The sequence below is a fragment of the Actinotalea lenta genome, from assembly GCF_030586465.1.
Classification (GTDB): domain Bacteria; phylum Actinomycetota; class Actinomycetes; order Actinomycetales; family Cellulomonadaceae; genus Actinotalea; species Actinotalea lenta.
The window spans coordinates 166966-186382 of record NZ_JAUQYP010000002.1; the positions used below are offsets into that span (position 1 = coordinate 166966).

Annotated in this window: 21 protein-coding genes; 9 read left to right on the forward strand and 12 right to left on the reverse strand. The window is 73.8% G+C overall.

Going from position 1 to position 19417, the window contains the following annotated elements:
- Nucleotides 1-41: 41 nt before the first annotated feature.
- Entirely contained in the window at nt 42-995 is a 954-nt protein-coding gene (locus Q6348_RS14625) for an aldo/keto reductase (protein WP_304602129.1), read from the forward strand.
- A 40-nt stretch (nt 996-1035) separates the two neighbouring features.
- Here Q6348_RS14625 and Q6348_RS14630 read toward each other — a convergent pair whose 3' ends face one another.
- The 4 genes from Q6348_RS14630 to Q6348_RS14645 form a co-directional block, all read right to left on the reverse strand.
- Nucleotides 1036-1581: a signal peptidase I gene (locus Q6348_RS14630; RefSeq protein ID WP_304602130.1), complete on the reverse strand. Its 546-nt coding sequence runs from the start codon at nt 1579-1581 to the stop codon at nt 1036-1038.
- Between the two features lie 62 nt (nt 1582-1643).
- Nucleotides 1644-2333, reverse strand: a complete 690-nt coding sequence (locus Q6348_RS14635; protein ID WP_304602131.1) for a hypothetical protein — start codon at nt 2331-2333, stop codon at nt 1644-1646.
- Nucleotides 2334-2589: 256 nt separating this feature from the next.
- A complete protein-coding gene (locus Q6348_RS14640; protein ID WP_304602132.1) occupies nt 2590-3411 on the reverse strand; it encodes a phosphoenolpyruvate hydrolase family protein in 822 nt (273 codons plus the stop codon).
- Between the two features lies 1 nt (nt 3412).
- Nucleotides 3413-4642, reverse strand: a complete 1230-nt coding sequence (locus Q6348_RS14645; RefSeq protein WP_304602133.1) for a Tm-1-like ATP-binding domain-containing protein — start codon at nt 4640-4642, stop codon at nt 3413-3415.
- A 144-nt stretch (nt 4643-4786) separates the two neighbouring features.
- Here Q6348_RS14645 and Q6348_RS14650 point away from each other — a divergent pair, with 144 nt between their 5' ends.
- The 4 genes from Q6348_RS14650 (at nt 4787) to Q6348_RS14665 (ending at nt 10161) form a co-directional block, all read left to right on the forward strand.
- Complete coding sequence (locus Q6348_RS14650) at nt 4787-6172, forward strand: aminotransferase-like domain-containing protein (protein ID WP_304602134.1); 1386 nt, start codon at nt 4787-4789, stop codon at nt 6170-6172.
- Between the two features lie 82 nt (nt 6173-6254).
- Nucleotides 6255-8249: a S9 family peptidase gene (locus Q6348_RS14655; protein ID WP_304602135.1), complete on the forward strand. Its 1995-nt coding sequence runs from the start codon at nt 6255-6257 to the stop codon at nt 8247-8249.
- Entirely contained in the window at nt 8246-8947 is a 702-nt protein-coding gene (locus tag Q6348_RS14660; RefSeq protein WP_304602136.1) for a winged helix-turn-helix domain-containing protein, read from the forward strand. Before Q6348_RS14655 ends, Q6348_RS14660 begins: the two co-directional genes overlap by 4 nt.
- Entirely contained in the window at nt 8944-10161 is a 1218-nt protein-coding gene (locus tag Q6348_RS14665; protein WP_304602137.1) for a sensor histidine kinase, read from the forward strand. Before Q6348_RS14660 ends, Q6348_RS14665 begins: the two co-directional genes overlap by 4 nt.
- 31 nt (nt 10162-10192) lie before the next feature.
- Here Q6348_RS14665 and Q6348_RS14670 read toward each other — a convergent pair whose 3' ends face one another.
- Nucleotides 10193-10474 (reverse strand): hypothetical protein, encoded by a 282-nt coding sequence (locus tag Q6348_RS14670; protein WP_304602138.1) that lies wholly within the window; start codon nt 10472-10474, stop codon nt 10193-10195.
- Between Q6348_RS14670 and Q6348_RS14675 the strand changes: the two genes are divergently transcribed.
- From Q6348_RS14675 to Q6348_RS14685, 3 genes are all read left to right on the forward strand, one after another.
- The gene (locus Q6348_RS14675; RefSeq protein WP_304602139.1) at nt 10464-10904 is read left to right on the forward strand and encodes a DUF4232 domain-containing protein; all 441 of its coding nucleotides are present in this window, start codon (nt 10464-10466) and stop codon (nt 10902-10904) included. The two genes, Q6348_RS14670 and Q6348_RS14675, sit on opposite strands and share 11 nt — an antisense overlap.
- Nucleotides 10905-11048: 144 nt before the next feature.
- On the forward strand, nt 11049-12395 hold the full coding sequence (locus Q6348_RS14680) for an MFS transporter (protein ID WP_304602140.1): 1347 nt from the start codon (nt 11049-11051) through the stop codon (nt 12393-12395).
- A 32-nt stretch (nt 12396-12427) separates the two neighbouring features.
- A complete protein-coding gene (locus tag Q6348_RS14685) occupies nt 12428-13348 on the forward strand; it encodes an NAD(P)-dependent oxidoreductase (protein ID WP_304602141.1) in 921 nt (306 codons plus the stop codon).
- Nucleotides 13349-13388: 40 nt separating this feature from the next.
- Here the strand turns inward: Q6348_RS14685 and Q6348_RS14690 are convergent, their stop codons facing one another.
- Together Q6348_RS14690 and arsM are read right to left on the reverse strand one after the other, a co-directional pair.
- Nucleotides 13389-13577 carry a hypothetical protein gene (locus tag Q6348_RS14690; protein ID WP_304602142.1) on the reverse strand — a complete coding sequence of 63 codons (189 nt, stop codon included), beginning with the start codon at nt 13575-13577 and terminating at the stop codon, nt 13389-13391.
- Nucleotides 13578-13606: 29 nt separating this feature from the next.
- A complete protein-coding gene (arsM, locus tag Q6348_RS14695) occupies nt 13607-14407 on the reverse strand; it encodes an arsenite methyltransferase (protein WP_304602143.1) in 801 nt (266 codons plus the stop codon).
- 102 nt (nt 14408-14509) lie between these two features.
- On the opposite strand from arsM, the gene Q6348_RS14700 reads away from it, so the two are divergent.
- The gene (locus Q6348_RS14700; protein WP_304602144.1) at nt 14510-14866 is read left to right on the forward strand and encodes an ArsR/SmtB family transcription factor; all 357 of its coding nucleotides are present in this window, start codon (nt 14510-14512) and stop codon (nt 14864-14866) included.
- A 112-nt stretch (nt 14867-14978) separates the two neighbouring features.
- On the opposite strand, the gene Q6348_RS14705 is transcribed toward Q6348_RS14700, so the two are convergent.
- From Q6348_RS14705 to Q6348_RS14725, 5 genes are all read right to left on the reverse strand, one after another.
- Nucleotides 14979-15716, reverse strand: a complete 738-nt coding sequence (locus Q6348_RS14705; protein ID WP_304602145.1) for a GntR family transcriptional regulator — start codon at nt 15714-15716, stop codon at nt 14979-14981.
- Nucleotides 15717-15855: 139 nt separating this feature from the next.
- Nucleotides 15856-16851, reverse strand: coding sequence for a dihydroxyacetone kinase subunit DhaK (dhaK, locus tag Q6348_RS14710; RefSeq protein WP_304602146.1), 996 nt, complete (start codon nt 16849-16851; stop codon nt 15856-15858).
- Between the two features lie 102 nt (nt 16852-16953).
- The gene (gene dhaL, locus Q6348_RS14715; protein WP_304602147.1) at nt 16954-17583 is read right to left on the reverse strand and encodes a dihydroxyacetone kinase subunit DhaL; all 630 of its coding nucleotides are present in this window, start codon (nt 17581-17583) and stop codon (nt 16954-16956) included.
- Nucleotides 17584-17587: 4 nt separating this feature from the next.
- Nucleotides 17588-18370, reverse strand: coding sequence for an HAD-IA family hydrolase (locus Q6348_RS14720; protein WP_304602148.1), 783 nt, complete (start codon nt 18368-18370; stop codon nt 17588-17590).
- Nucleotides 18367-19236: a class II fructose-bisphosphate aldolase gene (locus tag Q6348_RS14725; RefSeq protein ID WP_304602149.1), complete on the reverse strand. Its 870-nt coding sequence runs from the start codon at nt 19234-19236 to the stop codon at nt 18367-18369. The genes Q6348_RS14720 and Q6348_RS14725 overlap by 4 nt, the downstream gene beginning before the upstream one ends.
- Nucleotides 19237-19417: the final 181 nt, after the last annotated feature.

The window sequence follows — 19417 nt, forward strand, 5'->3', positions numbered from 1 at the left end:
CGTGGCGGGCGGCGCCCGGCGTGGTGCGCAACGATGGTGCGATGTCCACCTCACGCCTGGGGATCGGCCTGGCCGCCGTCGGCCGGCCCGCCTACATCACCGGCCACCGGTCCGCCGACCTCGGCGACGGTCGTACGCCCGAGCAGCTCGAGGCCCGCACGCACGCCCTGCTCGACGCCGCGTACACGTCAGGGATCCGGTACGTGGACGTGGCTCGGTCCTACGGGCGTGCGGAGGAGTTCGCGGCCCACTGGCTCGACGAGCGTGGGCTCTCGGACGTCGAGGTCGGCTCCAAGTGGGGATACCGGTACGTCGGCGACTGGGACATGGCGGCCACGGTGCACGAGGTCAAGGACCACTCACTGGCCGCGTTCCGCGAGCAGTGGCCGGCGACCCGTGCACTGCTGGGCCAGCACCTGGGCAGGTACCTGGTCCACTCGGCGACCCTGGACACGGGTGTGCTCGCGGACGCCGCCCTGCACCGCGAGCTGGCGGCCCTGCGCGAGCGGGGTGTTCGGGTCGGCATCTCCACGTCCGGCCCCCGGCAGGCAGACGCGGTTCGGGCGGCGCTGGACGTCATGGTGGACGGCGAACCGCTGTTCACCGCGTTCCAGGTGACCTGGAACCTGCTGGAGCCGAGCGCCGGACGCGCGCTCGCCGAGGCGGCCGACCGGGGAGCCCAGGTCGTGGTCAAGGAGTCGGTCGCCAACGGACGGCTCGCCCCGGGGGGCTCCGACGGTACGGCTGGGGTCGACCTCGTCGCCGCGCTCGCGGCCGCCCAGGGCCTGAGCCCCGACCAGCTGGCCGTCGCCGCGGCGCTGGCGCAGCCGTGGGCCTGGCGTGTGCTGTCCGGCGCGGCCACGCCCGCGCAGCTCGCGTCGCACGTCGCGGCGGCGGACGTCGCCCTCGACCCCGGCCTGCTCGAGGCGGCCATGGCTGCGGCCGAGGACTCGAGCGCCTACTGGGCGGCGCGCTCGGCCCGTCCCTGGACCTGAGCACGCCACCGCGGCGCGCCACCGCACGTCAGGACGCGGCTCAGTGGGCCGGAGCGCTCACGGTCGCCGACGCGGTGCCGGGTGCGGGTCCGTGGGTCCGGTCGCGCCGCGCCGCCGGCGGCCTGCCCGGCACGTCGGGCGGGAAGAACAGGCCCCACAGCAGCCAGAGCCCGACGAACGCGCTCATCAACGATGCGGCACCCGTGGGCTGCCGGAAGAAGACCAGCACGTATCCCAGGGCGCCGGTGCCCGCGACGACGCGGCCGAGCACGGCGTGGTGCGGGATCGTCCACGCGTCGGGCTCGGGGTTGGCGTCGCCCTTCGTGGAGTAGCCCGCGCCGCTGACCGCGTGCACGCGGTGCGTCACCATGCCACCGCCGGCGTGGAACGTGATCACGTCGCCGACCTCCGCATCGTCGGCAGGACCGTCGACCACGAGGGCTCCCGTCGGGTACGTCGGCGCCATGGACCCGGTGCGGACCGCGTAGAGCCGGTACCCCTCGTGCCAGGCCACCGCGGCCCCCACTGCCAGGCCCACGACGAGGACGACCAGTGCGCTCACGAGCACACGGCGAACGCGCGTCATGCCCGCCTCCCGAGGTGTGGTGCGGCGGGGTCCTGCGGGCAGGACCCCGCCGCGACGGCCGATCAGTAGTTCTGCGCGTCGGGCCGCACGCCCGCCTGGGTGGCGACGATCTTGTACGGCACGGTCCACTCGACCTGGTTCTGCTGGGTCTGCCGACCGGTGAGACCGAACGTGACGTGCACGGTGGCGCCCTGGCCCGTGGTCAGGTTGGAGGACAGCTTGATCGCCGTGGGCACGCCGCAGTACGGCGGCGTGTCGCTCGGGCTGGTGGCCTGCTGGGCGCTGCCGCCGTGGCCGTTCGCGTCGACAGGACACCCGCCCGACTCGCCGGCGGGCGCCGAGGCCAGGTTGTAGGACTGGAAGAGCGGCCCGTCGCTGCCGACCGAGACCGCGAAGTGGCCGTAGCGCCCGAGGCCGCCGTCAGGGACCAGCGCGCCCTCGTCCTTGGGCCCGGTGAAGCCCTGGTAGCCGGCGGTCTCGGGGTCGAAGACGAGCCAGACGTCTGCCGGTCCTGTGGTGTCGACGTGGTAGGTGACGTCCTGGGTCTTGTCCGTGCCGGGCACCAGGTCGGCGAACGACAGGTTCGTCTCTGTCGTGCTCAGGGTCAGGTGACCCGAGCTCGAGCTGATGGTGCCGTCGGCGCTGTCCGTGAAGTAGGCGCCGGTCCCGGAGACCGCGAAACCCACCAGAGCGGCCGTGAGGCCGGCCGTTCCGACGAACCCGCCAAGTCGTAGTGCCGTGAACGTGCTCACAAGTGTCCCTCCGCGATCCGCATGGGAGCGTCGGTCTCGCCACTGGCTCGTCCCCCGGGATCGGCGACCGGACTCGGCGGGGGCTTCGTCGCCTCGCTCACGGCCCGTCGGCCGGGCCGCGTTCCGCACCGTATTGGTGGGCGTTTCGACCCGGATAGCACCCATTTGTGGGACATGGGCCCGCCTGGGTGCCGTGTGGGCAGGAGCACGGCACGCGGGGGCGCTCAGGGGGCGTGGCACCCCCGCGTGCCGTGGGTCAGAACGTGATCGCCTTGAAGTCCTCGGTCTGCTTGCGGATGGCGACCTCGGTGGGCAACCGCTCGATCGACGAGGCGCCGTAGAACCCGACGATCCCCTCCGTGTGGTCGAGGATGTACTGCGCGTCGGGCGGCTCGGCGATCGGGCCGCCGTGGCACAGGCACAGGATGTCGGGGTTGACCTTCTTCGCCGCGTCGGCGAGCTCCTGGACCTTGGCCGCGGCCTGCTCGAGGGTGAGCGCGGTCTGGGCACCGATGGTCCCGGCCGTGGTCAGGCCCATGTGCGGCACGAGGATGTCGGCCCCGGCCCTGGCCAGCTCGGCGGCCTGCTCGGCGTCGAACGCGTACGGCGTGGTGAGCAGGTCCATCTCGTGGGCCATCCGGATCATGTCGATCTCGGGGCCGAAGCCCATCCCGGTCTCCTCCAGGTTGGCCCGGAAGACCCCGTCGATCAGGCCCACGGTCGGGAAGTTCTGCACGCCCGCGAACCCGGCCTCCTTGACTTCCCGCAGGAACACGGGCATCAGCCGGAACGGGTCGGTGCCGTTCACACCCGCGAGCACCGGGGTGTGCTGGACGACCGGCAGCACCTCCCGCGCCATGTCCATGACGATCGCGTTCGCATCGCCGTAGGCGAGCAGCCCGGACAGCGACCCGCGGCCGGCCATCCGGAACCGCCCCGAGTTGTAGATCACCAGCAGGTCGATGCCACCGGCCTCGGCCGACTTCGCGGTGATCCCGGTGCCCGCCCCGCCGCCGATGATCGGCTTGCCGGCCGCCACCTGGGCGCGGAACCGCGCGAGGATCTCTTCCCTGCTCATGTCAGCTCTCCTTCTGGATGTGGTGGTCGAGGGCCTCGGCCATCGCTGCCCCGAAGCCCTGGTCGTTGATCGCCTGGTCCAGCTCGTGCACCGTCACGGCGCTGCCGGCCAGGCCTTCGCGCAGCGCGGCGAACAGCGCCGCATCCGCGTCGGCGTCCCGGAACGGGGCGCCGTCCACGTCGATCGCGCTCACCCCGCGCAGCGGCACGAACAGCTCCGTCGGACCCGTCGCGGCGGCGAGCTTGCGCGCGATGCGGCGTCCCAGCTCGGCCATCTCCTGCGTCGTGGTGCGCATCAGCGTGACCGTGGGGTTGTGCACGAACAGGTTCCGGCTCTCGAACTGCGGCGGCACGGTGTCGCGCGGGCCGAAGTTCACCATGTCGAGCGCACCGAGACTCACCACCTGGGGCAGGCCGAGCGCCCCGGCGATCTCCAGCCGGTCGGGCCCGGCGGACAGCACGCCGCCCACCAGGTCGTCGCACAGCTCCGTGGTGGTCAGGTCGCAGACGCCGGCGAGCATGCCGGAGGCGACCAGCTTCTCCATCGCGCGTCCGCCGGTGCCCGTGGCGTGGAACACCAGGACCTCGTAGCCCAGGTCGGTGAGGCGCTCGCGGGCCTCGTTGGCGGCCGGCGTGGTGACGCCGAACATCGTCAGGCCGATGAGGGGCTTGTGCTCGGCAGCGCCGCCCGCCGCGGCGCGGGCCTCGTAGGCCTTGGCCATCCCGGCGGCGGCCGCCGCCGCGTTGCCCAGCACGGCCTCGGAGACGGAGTTGATGCCGGCCACGTCGACCACGGAGTACATCAGCGTCGCGTCGACCTCGCCGACGTACGGCTTGACGTCCCCGCTGGCCATCGTGGAGACCAGCACCTTGGGCACGCCGATCGGCAGGGCCTGCATCGCGGGCGCGGCGACGGACGAGCCGCCCGACCCGCCCACGGCGAGCATGCCGTGCACGCGGCCCTCGTCGAACAGGCGGCGGATCACCACTGCGGCGCCCGAGCCCATCACCGCCATCATCTCGCCGCGGTCGCGCCGCTCCCGCAGGGCGCCGGCGTCCGCGCCCGCGGCTGCGATGACCGCGTCGGAGGAGACGTCCGCCATGGGGCTCGTGGAGAACGAGCCGACGTCCACGGCCAGCACGTCCACGCCGTTCTCGACGAGCCGGTCCTTGAGCCAGCCGTACTCGACACCCTTGGTGTCGAGCGTGCCGAGGAGAGCCACTGTCGCCATCGACCTCACCCTTGTCTGGTCGCGCCTCGCCCCCGAGCGGGGGCCCGGATGCTTCGACGTTAGGCGCGCGCCCCGGGACCCGTCTGTGCCAATCCGGGCCGGGTGGCCCTTCTCCGGGGCCGGTTGCGCTGACATGGTGAGACCGTGGCCCCGACGACGATCGCCGCGAGCGAGCTCAGCCGCCTCCTGGGGGCGTGGGCCACGGGGGATGGCACACTCTCGCGCGATCTCGCCGCGTCGCTCGTCGAGCTGATCCGTGCGGGCCTGATCCCGCCTGGAGCGGGGTTGCCCGCCCAGCGTGCGCTGGCTGGCGCTCTGACCGTCTCGCGGGGCACCGTCACCGCCGCGTACGAGGCGCTCGCCGCCGAGGGGTATCTGGCGACCGACCGGGGGTCGGGCTCGCGCGTGCGCTCGGCGCACCACTGGTTGCACCGCGAGCTCAGCGGGCGGTTCTTCTCCTTCACGAACGCCCCGGGCGACGTCGTCGACCTGTCCACCGGGGCGCTGCCGGCCTCGCCGGTCACCTACGACGTGCTGGCCAGGCCGGTCACCGACCGGATCGGCAGCTATCTGGTGACCGACGGCTACTTCCCCGCCGGGCTGCCCGCGTTGCGCCAGGCGATCGCCGACCGGTTCACCGCGGACGGCACGCCGACCTCACCAGAGGAGATCCTGGTGACCTCCGGTGCGCAGGAGGCCACCTGGCTCGCGATCACCGGCTTGGCAGGTCCTGGAGACCTGGTGCTGACCGAGGAGCCCACGTACCGGGGGGCGCTGGAGGCCCTGCGGGGTGCCGGCGCGCGCGTCGAGGGCATGCCCATGGTCGACGGCGGGCTGGACCCCACCCGGGTGCGACGGGCCGCCGCACGGAGCCCGGAGCTGCTGTACTGCCAGACGTCGATCCACAACCCCACCGGGCAGACGATGACCGCGGCGGCGCGCCACGCCCTGGCCGACGTCATCAACAGCACCGGCCTGGCAACCATCGAGGACGCATGCTCGGCCGACCTCACGCTCGCGGGGCACGGCGCCGCACCGACCTTGGCACGCCTGGTGGACCCCGCGCTCCTGGTCACGATCGGCAGCGCGTCCAAGCTGTTCTGGGGCGGCATCCGGATCGGCTGGATCCGGGCCGCCCCCGAGCGGATCCACGGGCTGGTCGAGCTGCGCAAGCCCGTCGACCTCGCCACCTCGGTCGTGGACCAGCTGCTCGCCGTGGACCTCATCGGGCACACCGAGGTCGCTCGGCACCAGCGGCGCGCGATGCTCACCGAGGCCCTCGCCGGCGCGACCGCCACGCTCCACGAGGTGGCGCCCGACTGGACCTGGGAGCCGATCGCGGGTGGGTCGGGGCTGTGGGTGGACACCGGCGACGACGCGGTCGCTCTGGTCGAACGCGCCAAGCGCGCGGGCGTCAAGCTCGTGGCCGGCCCGGGGTTCTCCACCTACGGCGGCTACGGCGACCACCTGCGCCTGCCGGTCTGGCACGACCCGGACGTGCTGCGCACGGCCCTGGCGTCCGTGGTGTGAGCACGCCGAACGGCACGTGCGCGGCACGCCGGTACCCGGGGCGCAGCGGGGTCGCAAGCCCGAGGGCGTAGCGTCACGGGTCGTGACTCCTGACGACCTTCCTCTGCTGCGCACCCCTGGTACCCCGGCCATCTCCCCCGACGGCAGGAGCGTCGTCGCCTCGGTGATCCGCCCCGACCTCGAGTCCGACGAGTACGTCGGCCACCTGTGGCGGGTCCCGACCGACGGCTCTGCCCCGCCGCACGCGTTCACCCGCGGACACCGCGACACGGCACCGGTCTGGTCGCCTGACGGGCGGTGGGTGGCCTTCCTGCGCGCCGAGCCCAAGGGCCGCCCCCAGCTGTGCGTGGTGGATGCCGACGGCGGCGAGCCCGTGCGCCTCACCGACGCGCCGCTCGGCGTGAGCGAGGCCGCGTGGTCCCCGGACTCGCGCCGCCTGGTCTACGTCGCCCGCGTGCCGGACGAGGGTCGCTACGTCGCCGACGGGGACCCGTCCGCCGAGGCTCCGCGCCTGATCACCGAGTACCAGTACCGGCACGACGGCGTCGGCTTCACCCGCGACCGCCGCAACCACCTGTTCCTGGTCGAGCTGCCCGGCGCGCCCGACCAGCGGGACGCCGTACCGCCCGCACCGCCCGAGCCGCGCCGGCTCACGTCCGGCGACGTGGACGTCACGGGCGCCCGGTGGATGCCGGACGGGACCCGGCTGGTCGCGGTGGCCGCCGTGCACGCCGGTCGCGAGGACGACCTGCGCAGCGACGCCGTGCTGGTCGACGTCGCGACGGGCGAGCTGCGGCCGCTCACCGACGCCGGGTCCGGCTCGACGCTCGGCGTGGTGACGGTCGCCCCGGGCGCCGACGGCAGCGTGTGGCTCCTGGCGCAGGACCTCGGTGCGACGGGGCGGGCCTTCGTCGCGGCGCAGACCGCGCTGTACCGGCTGGACCCCGCCGACGGGTCCGAGGACGGCGGGCCGCGGCGGTTCACCGATCCGGAGGACATGGACCTGCTGCCCGGCGTCCTGGTGCCCGCCGGCGACCAGGTGCTGGTGGCCGACCAGCGCCGCGGGGACGTGCTGCTGCTCGCCGTGCCCGCTGCCGGCGGACCGCCCCGGGTGCTGGTCGACGGGCCGGCCGTGCTGCGCGGAGCGGACGCCGCGGGCGGCACCGTCGTGGCCGCCGTGGCCGACCCGACGTCGTCCGGCGAGCTCGTGGCGCTCGACGCCGACGGGCGCCGCACGCTGACCGCGTGGTCGGACCCGGTCCGGCCGACGGTGCGGGTGCCGCGTGAGCTGGTCGCGGCCGCCCCCGACGGCTACCCGGTGCACGGCTGGCTGACGCTGCCCGACGCCGAGCGGCACGGTCCCGGCCCCTACCCGACCGTGCTCATGATCCACGGCGGGCCGTTCGCGCAGTACGCCACGGGCCTGTTCGACGAGGTCCAGGTGCTGGCCGGGGCCGGGTACGCCGTGGTGCACGGGAACCCGCGCGGGTCCGCCGGCTACGGCGCCGAGCACGGACGGGCCATCCACGGCGCGTTCGGCACCGTCGACACCGACGACGTGCTCGCACTGCTGGACGCCGCGCTCGCCGACCCGGCGCTGGACGCGGACCGGGTGGGCGTCATGGGCGGCTCCTACGGCGGGTACCTCACGGCGTGGCTCACCACGAGGACCCACCGGTTCGCCGGGGCGATCGTGGAACGTGGCTTCCTCGACCCCGTGAGCTTCGTGGGGTCCAGCGACATCGGGTGGTTCTTCGGGCTGGAGTACCTGGGGGACCAGGCGACGGAGCACGGCGCCGCGTCGGTGGCCGCGCAGTCCCCGATGGCGCACGTCGGTCAGGTGCGCACCCCCACGCTGGTGATCCACTCCGAGCAGGACTGGCGGTGCCCGGTCGAGCAGGGACAGCGCTGGTTCGTCGAGCTCAAGCGGCGCGGCGTGCCGGTCGAGCTGCTGCTGTTCCCCGGTGAGGGGCACGAGCTGAGCCGGTCCGGCCGCCCGAGCCACCGCAAGGCCCGGTTCGAGCACGTGCTGCGCTGGTGGTCGGCCCGGCTCGCGGAGCCCGCGGTCACGCCGTGAAGGTGCTGCTCCTGGAGGACGATGCCGAGCTCGCGCCCGAGGTGGTCGCCGGGCTGCGCCGGAACGGCTTCGTGGTCGATCACGTGACCACGTGCGCCGACACCGACCTGCAGGTCGCGGTGACGCACTACGACTGCCTCGTCCTGGACCGCCGGGTGCCCGACGGGGACGCACTGGACTGGTTGGCGGCGGCGCGGGCGGACGGTCTGCGGGTACCGGCGCTCATGCTCACCGCTCGTGCAGAGGTGGGTGACCGGGTGGACGGGTTCGAGCGCGGCGCCGACGACTACCTGGTCAAGCCGTTCGCGTTCCCCGAGCTCGTGGTGCGGGTGCGCGCCCTGGCGCAGCGGACACCGGGCGCGCGTCCGCGGCTGCTGACCGCGGGCGGCCTGACCCTCGACGTTCCGCGCCATCGGGTCACCCTCGACGGGGTGCTGCTCACCCTGACCGCCAAGGAGTTCGCGGTGCTCGAGGTGCTCATGGAACACGCGGGAGAGGTGGTGACCCGCGCCGAGCTCGTCGAGCGGTGCTGGGACGAGATGAGCGAGCCGTCCTCCAACGTCGTGGACGTGCTCATGGGGCAGCTGCGCCGCCGGCTCGGCGTGCCCGGCCTCATCGAGACAGTGCGTGGGGTGGGCTACCGCCTCGGGACGGACGGTGACCAGGACGGCGACCGGGACGGCGCAGGGACGCGGTGAGCCCGGCGCTGCGCCGCATCCGGGTGATCCGATGGACCACCACCGGGGTGTTCGCCATCACCACCGCCGCCTGCCTGACGGTGCTCGTGGTTCTCGCGCTGCGGGTGGACTCGACCTCCCGGCTCCGGTCCCTGACCGACGGGTTGGCCAACCAGGCGAGCATCCTCGGTGAGGTCATCACGTACACCGACGGGTCGCTCGACCTGTCCCGCCTGCAGCAGACCCAGGACCTGCGCATCGCCCCCGTCGTCGGAGTGGTCACCTCGGACGCCATCGCGTACGCCGCACCGGACCAGTCCGCGCTCCCGGCCGACGCCGAGCTGCGCCGCGTGCTCCGGCAGGTCACGGACAGCCCCGGCGTGACCTCGTTCACGGCCCCCCAGGCGTCCGGCGCCGAGCTGCACTGGGCCGCGGCTCCGGTGATCGGGGTGAGCCCGCAGGGCGTCGGCGTGCAGGGGGCCGTGCTGGTCGGAGGTCCGGTGCCGGGTGCGGCCGAGCACGCCAGGCTGGCACTCGCCCTCGCCCTGACGGCCGTGGCGCTCGTGGCGCTCGCCGCCGCGCTCGGGCACGTGATCTCCGGCTTCGCGATGCGCCCGGCGGTCCGGGGCCTCGCGGACCAGGAACGCTTCCTGGTGGAGGCCTCGCACGAGCTGCGCACCCCGCTCGCGGTGCTCGCGGTGCAGCTCGACGAGGCGCGCGCCGGTGGCGAGGATGCGCTGGGCCGAGCGCGCCGGCAGGTCGACCGGCTCGCGGCGATCACGTCCGCGCTGCTGCTGCGCGCCCGCGCGAGTGCGGGCACCACGCGGGTGACCCGCGAGCCGCTCCGGCTCGACCAGCTGGTCGAGTCCGTGCTGGGCGAGGCCGTGCCCGAGGCACTCGCCGACGGCCGGGTCGTGCTGGACGCACCCCCCGTCGTGGTCGAGGCGAACCCGGAGCTGGTGTCCCACGCGGTCCGCAACCTCGTGGACAACGCGCTGCGGCACGGCGCGCCACCCGTCACCGTCGCCCTCCGGCCAGGCGAGATCGAGGTGAGCGACACGGGCCCGGGCATCCCCGTCGCACAGCGCCGTCGGATGCAGCGCCCCGGCGTCGGCCGCGGCGAGGGTACCGGCACCGGTCTGGCGATCGTCGCCTGGGTCGCGCGCGTGCACGGCGGGCGGCTGGTGCTCGACAGTGCACCCGGCGGCGGTCTGCGGGCCGTGCTGCGCTGGTGAACCGGGCTCGCACAGCCGCTTCATCGTCCGCTCATGGGACCAGCGCCACACTCGTCGGCATGAGAACACCGCACCGCCTCCGCTGGCTCGCGGGATCGGCGGCGGCTCTGAGCCTCGTCCTGGCGGGGTGCTCGGCCGGATCCGGGTCCCCGGCTTCCCCGAGCAGCTCGAACCCGCCGGCGTCGAGCAGCGCCTCGTCGACGCCCACGTCGCCGACCACCGCCTCGCCGACCACGTCGCCGACGCCCACCGCTGCGCCTACCGCTGTACCCAGCGGGAGCCCGTCCTCGTCACCGACCTCGATGCGGTCCACCCGGTGCGCGTCGGCGCACCTGACGGCGTCGCTCGCGCCCGGCGGAGGGGGCGCGGCCGGCAGCGCGCTGCCCTACCTGGTCCTGACGAACACCGGGAGCACCCGCTGCACGCTCCAGGGCTGGCCGGGGGTGTCCTTCGTCGGCGAGGGCGACGGGACGCAGCTCGGCGCGGCCGGAGACTTCGACAGGTCGAGCCCGCACGGGGCCGTCACGCTGGAGCCGGGCGGCTCCGCGCACGCACCGCTGCGGATCGCCCAGGCCAGGAACTACCCGACGGCCGACTGCCACCCGGAGGCCGCCGACGGTCTGCGGGTCTACCCGCCGGGTGAGACCCATGCGCTGTTCGTCGCGTCCGGCGACTTCACGGCGTGCCGCAGCGACTCCGTGCCCCTCATCACGGTGCAGGCGCTGCTCCCCGGCGCCTCCTGAGGCGCCCCTCGGCCGGTCCTGCGGGGGAGGGCCCGCAGGATCGACGGCGGCGGCGAGCCGTCGGACGCAGGCCCGGACCGTGACGGTCCGGGCCTGCGCACGCCACTAGGCTCGTGCGGTGCCGGGCGCCCGAAGGAGCGGACGTTGACCGAACCCGAACCACCCGCGCCGGCCCGCGTCGCCAGGGGCCGGCGCACCCTGATCGACCTCGCGCCACTGCGTGAGTCCCCGGCGTTCGCGCGCATGTGGGCCGGCAACGCCGTCTCCGCCGTCGGTGCCCAGCTCACCGTCGTCGCGGTCGGGCTGCAGGTCTACGACCTGACCTCCTCGACCTTCGCGGTGTCGTTGGTAGGCCTGTCCGCCCTGGTGCCCACCGTGGTAGCGGGCCTGTACGGCGGCGTGCTGGCCGACGTGCTGGACCGTCGCCTGCTGCTGCTGGCTGCGGCGATCGTCGCCTGGCTGTCCACGGCAAGCATCGCCGCGCTCGCCTGGGCGGGCCGGGAGACGGTGCTGAGCCTGTACGTGCTCACGGCCCTGAACGCAACGGCCGCCACGGTGATCGGTGCGACCCGCAACGCGGTGGTCCCGCGCCTCCTGCCGATGCGGCTGCTGCCCGCCGCGGCCGCGCTCGAGGGCCTCGTGTTCGGGCTGGCCGTCACGGTGGGGCCCGCGCTCGCGGGGGTCGTCGTCGCGGCGGCAGGCTTCGCGCCCGCGTACACCGTCGACGCGGTCCTCTTCGTCGGGGCGTTCCTGGGGATCGTGTCCCTGCCGGCCGTGCGCCCCGAGGGTGAGGTGACCCGGGCCGGGCTGCGGTCCCTGCTGGACGGCGTGCGGTTCCTCGGCACGGCCCCCAACGTGCGCGCCTCGTTCGCGGCGGACATCGCCGCGATGGTGCTGGGTCAGCCGCGCGTGCTCTTCCCGGCGGCCGGTGCCGTCGTGCTGGGCGGCGGTGCGGTGACGGTCGGCGTGCTGACGGCCGCCGGCGCGGTGGGCGCGATGCTCAGCGGGCTGCTGTCCGGGCGGTTCACCGGGATCCGGCGGCAGGGCGTCGCGATCGCACGGGCCGTGCAGGTCTACGGCGGCGCGGTCGCCGTGTTCGGGGGCGTCCTGGCGATCACGGCGCTCACCCGATCCGGGCCCGCCGCGGGCTCGGTGACCTCGGTGACCGGCGCGCACCTGCCGGCCATCACGGCGGCGGCGGTGGTCCTGGCGGTCGCGGGCGCCGCGGACAACGTCTCGGTGATCTTCCGGCAGGCGGTCCTCCAGTCCGCGGTGCCGGACGTGATGCGCGGGCGGCTGCAGGGCATCTTCATGGTGGTCGTCACAGGCGGCCCGCGCGTCGGTGACCTGTACGCCGGGGCGCTCGCCACCGCGGTCGCGCTGTGGTTCCCGCCGCTGCTGGGTGGGCTGGTGATCGTCGGCGTGCTGGCGGCCCTGCTGCGCTGGCAGCCCACCTTCCGGCACTACGACGCGCGGCACCCCGAGCCCTGACCGGCCCCGCCCGGACGCGGGAGGATGGCCGCATGCTCACCGTCACCGTGCCCGACCAGACCCTGCGCGACCGCCTCGCCGACCTTCCGGTCGACCTGCACACCTGGGACCTGGCGTCCGCCGACGGGGCCCCGGACGGAGCTGTCGACCTGGTCGTGATGCCGTTCATGGCGCCGGCGTCGACGCTCGGGGTGCTCGACGGGCTGCCCGTGCGTGCCGTGCAGAGCCAGGCGCTCGGCTACGACCACGTGGCCGACGTGCTGGCGCCGGACGTGGCGTTCGCCAACGCCGCCGGGGTGCACGAGGCGGCGACGGCAGAGCACACCCTCGCCCTGGTCCTGGCCGCGCAGCGCGACCTGCCACGCTTCGTCGGCGAGCAGGTCACCGGCGACTGGGACCAGCGGTTCGCCCCGGGGCTCGTCGGCCGGACGGTGGTGCTCGTCGGCGTCGGCGGGGTGGGGGAGGAGATCCGCCGCCGGCTCGTGCCGTTCGACGTCGAGGTGGTCCGGGTCGCGTCGCATGCCCGCACCGACGGCCTCGGCCCGGTGCACGGCGTCGACGAGCTCGCGGACCTCGTGCCGGGCGCCGACGTCCTGGTGCTCGCGGTGCCGCTCAACGGGGGGACACGGCACCTGGCGGACGGGCGGCTGCTGGCCGCGATGCGTCCCGGCGCGCTCGTCGTGAACGTGGGGCGTGGTCCCGTGGTGGACACCGACGCGCTGCTCGCGGCGGTCCGGGACGGTCGGGTGCGCGCCGCGCTCGACGTGGTCGACCCGGAGCCGCTGCCCGCCGACCACCCGCTGCGGACCACGCCCGGCGTGCTGCTCACCCCGCACGTCGCCGGCCGCACCACGACCATGACGGACCGCGTCGTCGCCCTGCTGCGCACCCAGATCGAGCACCTGGCCGCCGGTGACCCCCTCGACCACCTGGTGGACCTCCGCCGCGCCTGAGGATCGGCGCCGCCCGGCGCACGGCCCGCGCGCGGCGGCGTCACGCCGGGCAGCAGGCCACGGCCGTCGCCCGCGGCAGTCCCTGGCGCGCGGCCCGTACGGGCTCGCGGCGATGGGGCGTGACCGCCGACGCGGCAGCCCTGGTTCGGGCGGCGAGCTGGTGGGCCAGGCGTTGCTCGAGCTCGCGCTCCATCTGGCGGTAGACCACGAGGTACAGGTCGGGGTACACGGTTCCTCCTCGGTTGGTGTCGTGACGTGTCAGTGGCCGGTGTGGGCGGCGTCGCCGGCGCAGCAGGTCGCCTCCGCGGCGGCCGGTGCGGTGGCGCGGATGATCGCCGAGTGCAGACCGTCGGCGACCGGGTGCGTGAACGTGACGGACGCGTCCACGAAACCCGCTGCGGCGAGCTGCTCGAGGTACTCGCTGCGGGACAGCGCCCCGGCGATGCAGCCGACGTAGCTGCCGCGCTCGGCACGGTCGTCGGGGGACAGGTGGTCCTCGGCGACGACGTCGGACACCCCGAGCCGCCCGCCAGGTGCGAGCACGCGGAACGCCTCACGGAGCACCGCCGGCTTGTCCACGGACAGGTTGATCACGCAGTTGGAGATCACCACGTCCACCGCGTCGTCGGGCAGCGGCAGGTCCTCGATCGTCCCCTCGCGAAACTCGACGTTCGTCGCCCCGGCCTCGGCGGCGTTTCGCCGGGCCAGGTCGAGCATCTCGGGGGTCATGTCGACGCCGTAGACGAAGCCGGCGGGGCCCACGCGCCGCGCCGACAGCAGCACGTCGATGCCGCCGCCGGAGCCGAGGTCCAGCACGCGCTCGCCCTCCGCCAGCTCCGCGACGAGCAGCGGGTTGCCGCACCCGAGGGAGGCCTGGACGGCGGCGACCGGGAGGGCGGAGATGTCAGCGGCGCCGTAGAAGGACGACCCGAACGGGGTGTCCTCGCTCGGCCGGCAGCAGTCGGTGGAGCGGCGGGCCGACGCCGTCGCGGCCTCGGCGTAGCGGGCGCGCACGTCGGCCCTCAGCTGGATCTGGGTCTGGGTGTGGGTCTCGGTCACGGTCGCCTCCATGCATGAACATTGATGAGTGTCGATGTGCGCTACCGTGGCACACGTATCGACCGCTGTCAATATGGACATAGATCGATATATGCTGCCGACATGGTCACCAAGCTCCCGCTCGATGTCGCGGCTGCCGGCGAGGCGTGCTGCGCGCCGCTCGTCACGGAGACGATCACCGCCGAGCAGGCCGAGGTCCTCGCCGCCAGGATCAAGGCCCTCGCCGACCCGGCCCGCCTCCGGCTGGTCTCGCTGCTCGCCGCCAGCCCCGGCGGTGAGGCGTGCCAGTGCGACCTGACCGAGCCACTCGGACTCTCGCAGCCCACGGTCTCCCATCACCTCAAGGTGCTGTACCAGGCGGGTCTGGTGGCCAAGGAGAAGCGCTCGACCTGGGTGTACTACTCCGTGGTGCCCGAGGCGTTGGCCACGATCGCCGACGTGCTGACGCCGGGGCGGTGACCACCGTCGGGCCCTCCGGCGTGCACGAGCAGGGGCGGGGCCCTGCGGCCTGGCCCTCGGCCGTCTGCGAGGTTGCGGCGATCGTGCAGGCCGCACCGCCCGACCGCCCCCGTCAGAGGTGGTAGTCGAAGCCCAGCCGGATCTTGTCGCCGCGGAACACGATCATCGAGTACTCGAACGGCGTGCCCGTGGCGTCGGAGATCACGTCCTCCAGGCGCAGCACCGGACGTCCGCGCCGGGTGCCGAGCAGCTGGGCCTCCTCGGTGCCGGCCGCGCTGGCCTCGAGGTGCTCGACGACGTGCTTCATGGACAACCCGTAGTGCTTCTCGAGGATGACGCAGAGCTGCTCCCCGGCGGCGTCGTGCCGGCCCAGGTCGGGGGCCAGGGAGGCCGGGACGTAGGAGTGGTGCAGGCTCAGCGGCTCGTCCTGCGCCGAGCGCAGCCGGTGGATCGCGTGCACGGTCGCGCCGTCCGGGAGGCCGAGCTTCTCGCGCACGAGCGGCGAGGCCTCCTCGATGCCGCTGGACAGCACCACGGTGGACGTGTGGTAGCCGGCCGCCTCGAGCTGTTCCCGGACACCCTGGTAGGCGGGGGACACTGCGTCGAAGCGCTGGGGCGCGACGAACGTGCCCTTGCCCTGCACCCTGAACAGCAGCCCCTCTGCCACCAGGGTGTTGAGCACGCCGCGCGTGGTCATCCGGCTGAGGCCGTAGATCTTCGTCAGCTCGTTCTCCGACGGGATGCGCTGGTTCGGGCGCCACTCGCCGTCGGCGATCCGGGCCCGCAGCTCGGCGTCGAGCTGGGCGTACAGCGGCACGGCGGACTCGCGGTCCAGCACGGGACTCGACACCGCTCAGCCTCCCTCGCGTGCACGCCGGGCGTGGCGGGCCAGTCTACTGGCGGGCTGGGCCGGTCCCACGCCGGGCTGGGTCCCACGCCGGGCCAGGTGGGGGCGGGGCGCGGACTCCCCACCCCCACCCGCGGTCCGCTCAGAACACCCGGTAGGCGATCTCCGCGGGGGCCTCGAGCAGGCGCTCGATCTCGTCGTCCAGCTTCACCAGGGTCAGCGACGCGCCCGCCATCTCCAGCGACGTGCAGTACTCGCCGACGTAGCTGCGTGCCACGGTGATGCCCTGGTCGGCCAGCTTGCGGTGGGCGATCCCGAAGAGCAGGTACAGCTCGCTGATCGGGGTGCCGCCGAGGCCGTTGATCATCAGCGCGACCCGGTCGCCCGAGGCGTACGGCAGGTCAGGGACCACCGCGCCGAGCAGCTCGTCGACGATCTCGTCCGCGGTGACGAGCGTCGCGCGGCGCCGGCCCGGCTCGCCGTGGATGCCGACGCCGACCTCCATCTCGTCCTCGCCCAGCTCGAACAGCGGGGAACCCTTGGCGGGCGGGGTGCACGCGGTCAGGGCGATGCCCATCGACCGCGTCACCGAGTTGACCTTCTCGCCGATCCGCACGACCTCGTCGAGCTCGGCGCCCTCCTCGGCGGCCGCACCGACGCACTTCATCACGAAGAAGTTCCCGGCCACGCCGCGGCGGCCCACGGTGTAGGTCGAGTCCTGGACGGCGACGTCGTCGTTGATGAAGAGCGTCGCGACCTTGATGCCCTCGGCCTCGCTCATCTCCTTGGCCATGTCGAACGCCATCCGGTCGCCCGTGTAGTTGTTGACCAGAAGCAGCACGCCCTTGTCGGACCTGAGCAGCTTGACGGTCTCGTAGACGTAGTCCATCGGCGGCGCTGCGAACACGTCACCGGGGCAGGCGCCGTCGAGCATGCCCTTGCCGACCACCATGACGTGGGCCGGCTCATGGCCCGAGCCCGAGCCCTGGACGATCGACACCTTGTCGGCGCGGGGGGCGTCCGCCCGCATGATGAGGTTGTACTTGGGCTCGTACTTCAGGGTGTCCGGGTTGGCCAGGGCGATGCCCGTGAGCATCTCGGGGACGAACTGCTTGGGGTCGTTGACGAACTTCTTCACCACTGCCTCCACGCAACTCAGATCGACTTCCGGTGGCCGGCCGCATCCGGGCGACCGGTCGGCCCCGCGCGGCGGCGGGGAGACTGGCTGGGCCGGGGCCCGCTAGGACCACTGCTCGGCGATCGCGGTCGCGATCACCCCGATCGCCGTGGCACCCGCGTCCACCGAGCCGATCGAGCGCTCGCCGGTGTAGGCCGCACGGCCCCGCATCGCCTGCATGGTCTGGGTGGCCTGGGCCGCCTCACGCGCGGTCGCGGCCGCAGCGTCGGCGATCTCCTTCGTGCTCGCGCCGTCGGCGAGCCTGGCGGCGATCGTGTCCCGCATCGGCACGATCGCGTCCAGGAGGGTCTTGTCGCCGACGTCCGCGCCGCCGCGGGCCTTGATGCCCTCGACCGCGGCGTCCAGCATCGCCAGGACCGTGTCCCCGTCCAGCGTCTCGCGTGACTTGACCGCCATCGCGGCGCGCAGGAACGCGGTGCCCCAGATCGGGCCCGACGTCCCGCCGATCCGCCCGGTGATGATGAGGGCGATCTTCTGCAGGAACGTCGCGGCGTCGGTGCGGTCCAGGTCGTCCCAGTCGGCCAGCACGATCTCGAAGCCGCGCGCCAGGGAGTACCCGAAGTCGCCGTCACCGACCACCGAGTCCAGCTCGCCGAAGTAGGTCTCGTTGTCGACGGCGGTCCGGGCGATGATCTTCACGACGCGCTCGATGCCTGCCAGGTCCACGGCCATGGCCTCACTCCTTCGTGATCTCGACGAGCTGTGCCAGGTCGGCGAGCGTGACCTCGTCGCCGATCCCGAGGTGGTGGGGGTCCGCGAGGACCTCCGTCGGGGTGCCGGGGGCGTCCCCGAGGCTGCTGACCACCAGCGCGGCGCCGGTGAAGTCCTCGTCGTGGGTGTACGTGCTCACGGTCACGACGGTGGTCAGCCCGGCCGCGAGCGCCGCCTGCAGCCCGTTGGCGCTGTCCTCCACGACGATCACGTCTGCCGGGTCGAGCCCCATCCCCTCCAGGGCGAGCAGGTAGATGTCCGGCGCGGGCTTCTTGTGCGCGACCACGTCGCCGGCGAACACCGCGAACCGTGCGGCGAGCTCGGGTCCCACGGCGTGCTCGAGCACGGCACGGACGGAACGCTCCGCCGAGGTCGAGGCGACCCCAAGGGCCCACCCCGCCTCGGCGGCTGCCGCGACGACCCGGGCGATCCCCGGGCGGCCCGGCAGCGCACCGGCCTCGACCAGGGCGATGTAGGTGTCGGTCTTGCGGCGGTGCCAGTCGGCGAGCATGGCGCGCTGCTCCGCCGGGTCGCTCGGCAGCCCGGCCTGCGCGACCAGCTCGGGGGTGAGCAGGGCGGCCATGCGCTCCTTGCCGCCCCCGATGAGCACGTACCGGCCGTACTCCTCCTCGCTCCACCGGACCGGGAGGCCCACGGCCTCGAACGTCGCGTTGAACGCGGGACGGTGACCGTCGCGCTCGGTGTCCGCCAGGACGCCGTCGCAGTCGAAGACCAGCGCGGGGCTCATCGGGCCGCGTCCTGGGCGTGACCGGTGGACCCGAACCGGTCCAGGTGGCCCGCGACCTCGGCCTGCACCGCGTCGGAGATGTCCCGGAACATCGACGGCGGGTCCCATCTCCCGGTCTGCTCGGCCTTGGCGGTGTGTGCCTGCGCGGACTTCATGTAGGCGAGCTTCAGCCCGGTCGAGATGTTGATCTTCGAGACACCGGCCTCGATGAACGCGCGGAACGCCTCGTCCGTGAGCCCGGTGCCCCCGTGCAGCACGATCGGCAGGTCCGTGAGCCCGGTGAGCTCGCGCACCCGCTCGGGCAGGAGGACCGGAGAGCGGGTGTACAGCCCGTGGGCCGTGCCCAGCTGCGGGGCCAGCAGGTCGACACCCGTGCGCGTCGCCACCTCGACGAGGGTGGCCACGGAGTAGGCGTGCACGGCCTCGTCGGACCCGATGTCGTCCTCGACGCCGACGATGTTCTCGATCTCGCTCTCCACGTCGACGCCGGCGGCGTGCGCCTCGGCCACCACCTCGGCGGTCTCGCGCTCCGCGGTGGCGAGGTCGCGGTCGGAGGCGTCGAACAGCACGGATGACCAGCCGGCGGCGACGACCTGGGAGATCACGTCGCGGTGCGGGCAGTGGTCCAGGTGGAGCGCGACCGGCACCGGGGCGTCCTGGGCGGCGAGCCGGACCATCGTGGTGAGCAGCTCGACGCCGATCGACCGGACCGTCTTGACGGAGACCTGCACGATGACGGGGGAGGAGCGTTCGGTGGCCGCGGCGACCACCGCGCGCAGGCTGAGGTCGTCCAGGATGTTCACCGCGGCGACCGCGTAGCCGCCCTCTCGTGCGCGACGTGCCAGCCGAGCCGTGGACGTGATCATCGGGGCCTCCTCGCCGAGCCCTCCGCGATCAGGACCTATGTCCTGCTGGACAGGACTATACAAGTACGGATGTCAACGTCCAGCCTGTCGGTAGAACGTGCACGGGACGTGCGCGGGCCGGTCGGCACCGCCACCGCCGGAGCTGCTGGCGCGGCGGCTGCGCCGCGGTCTATCGTCCAAG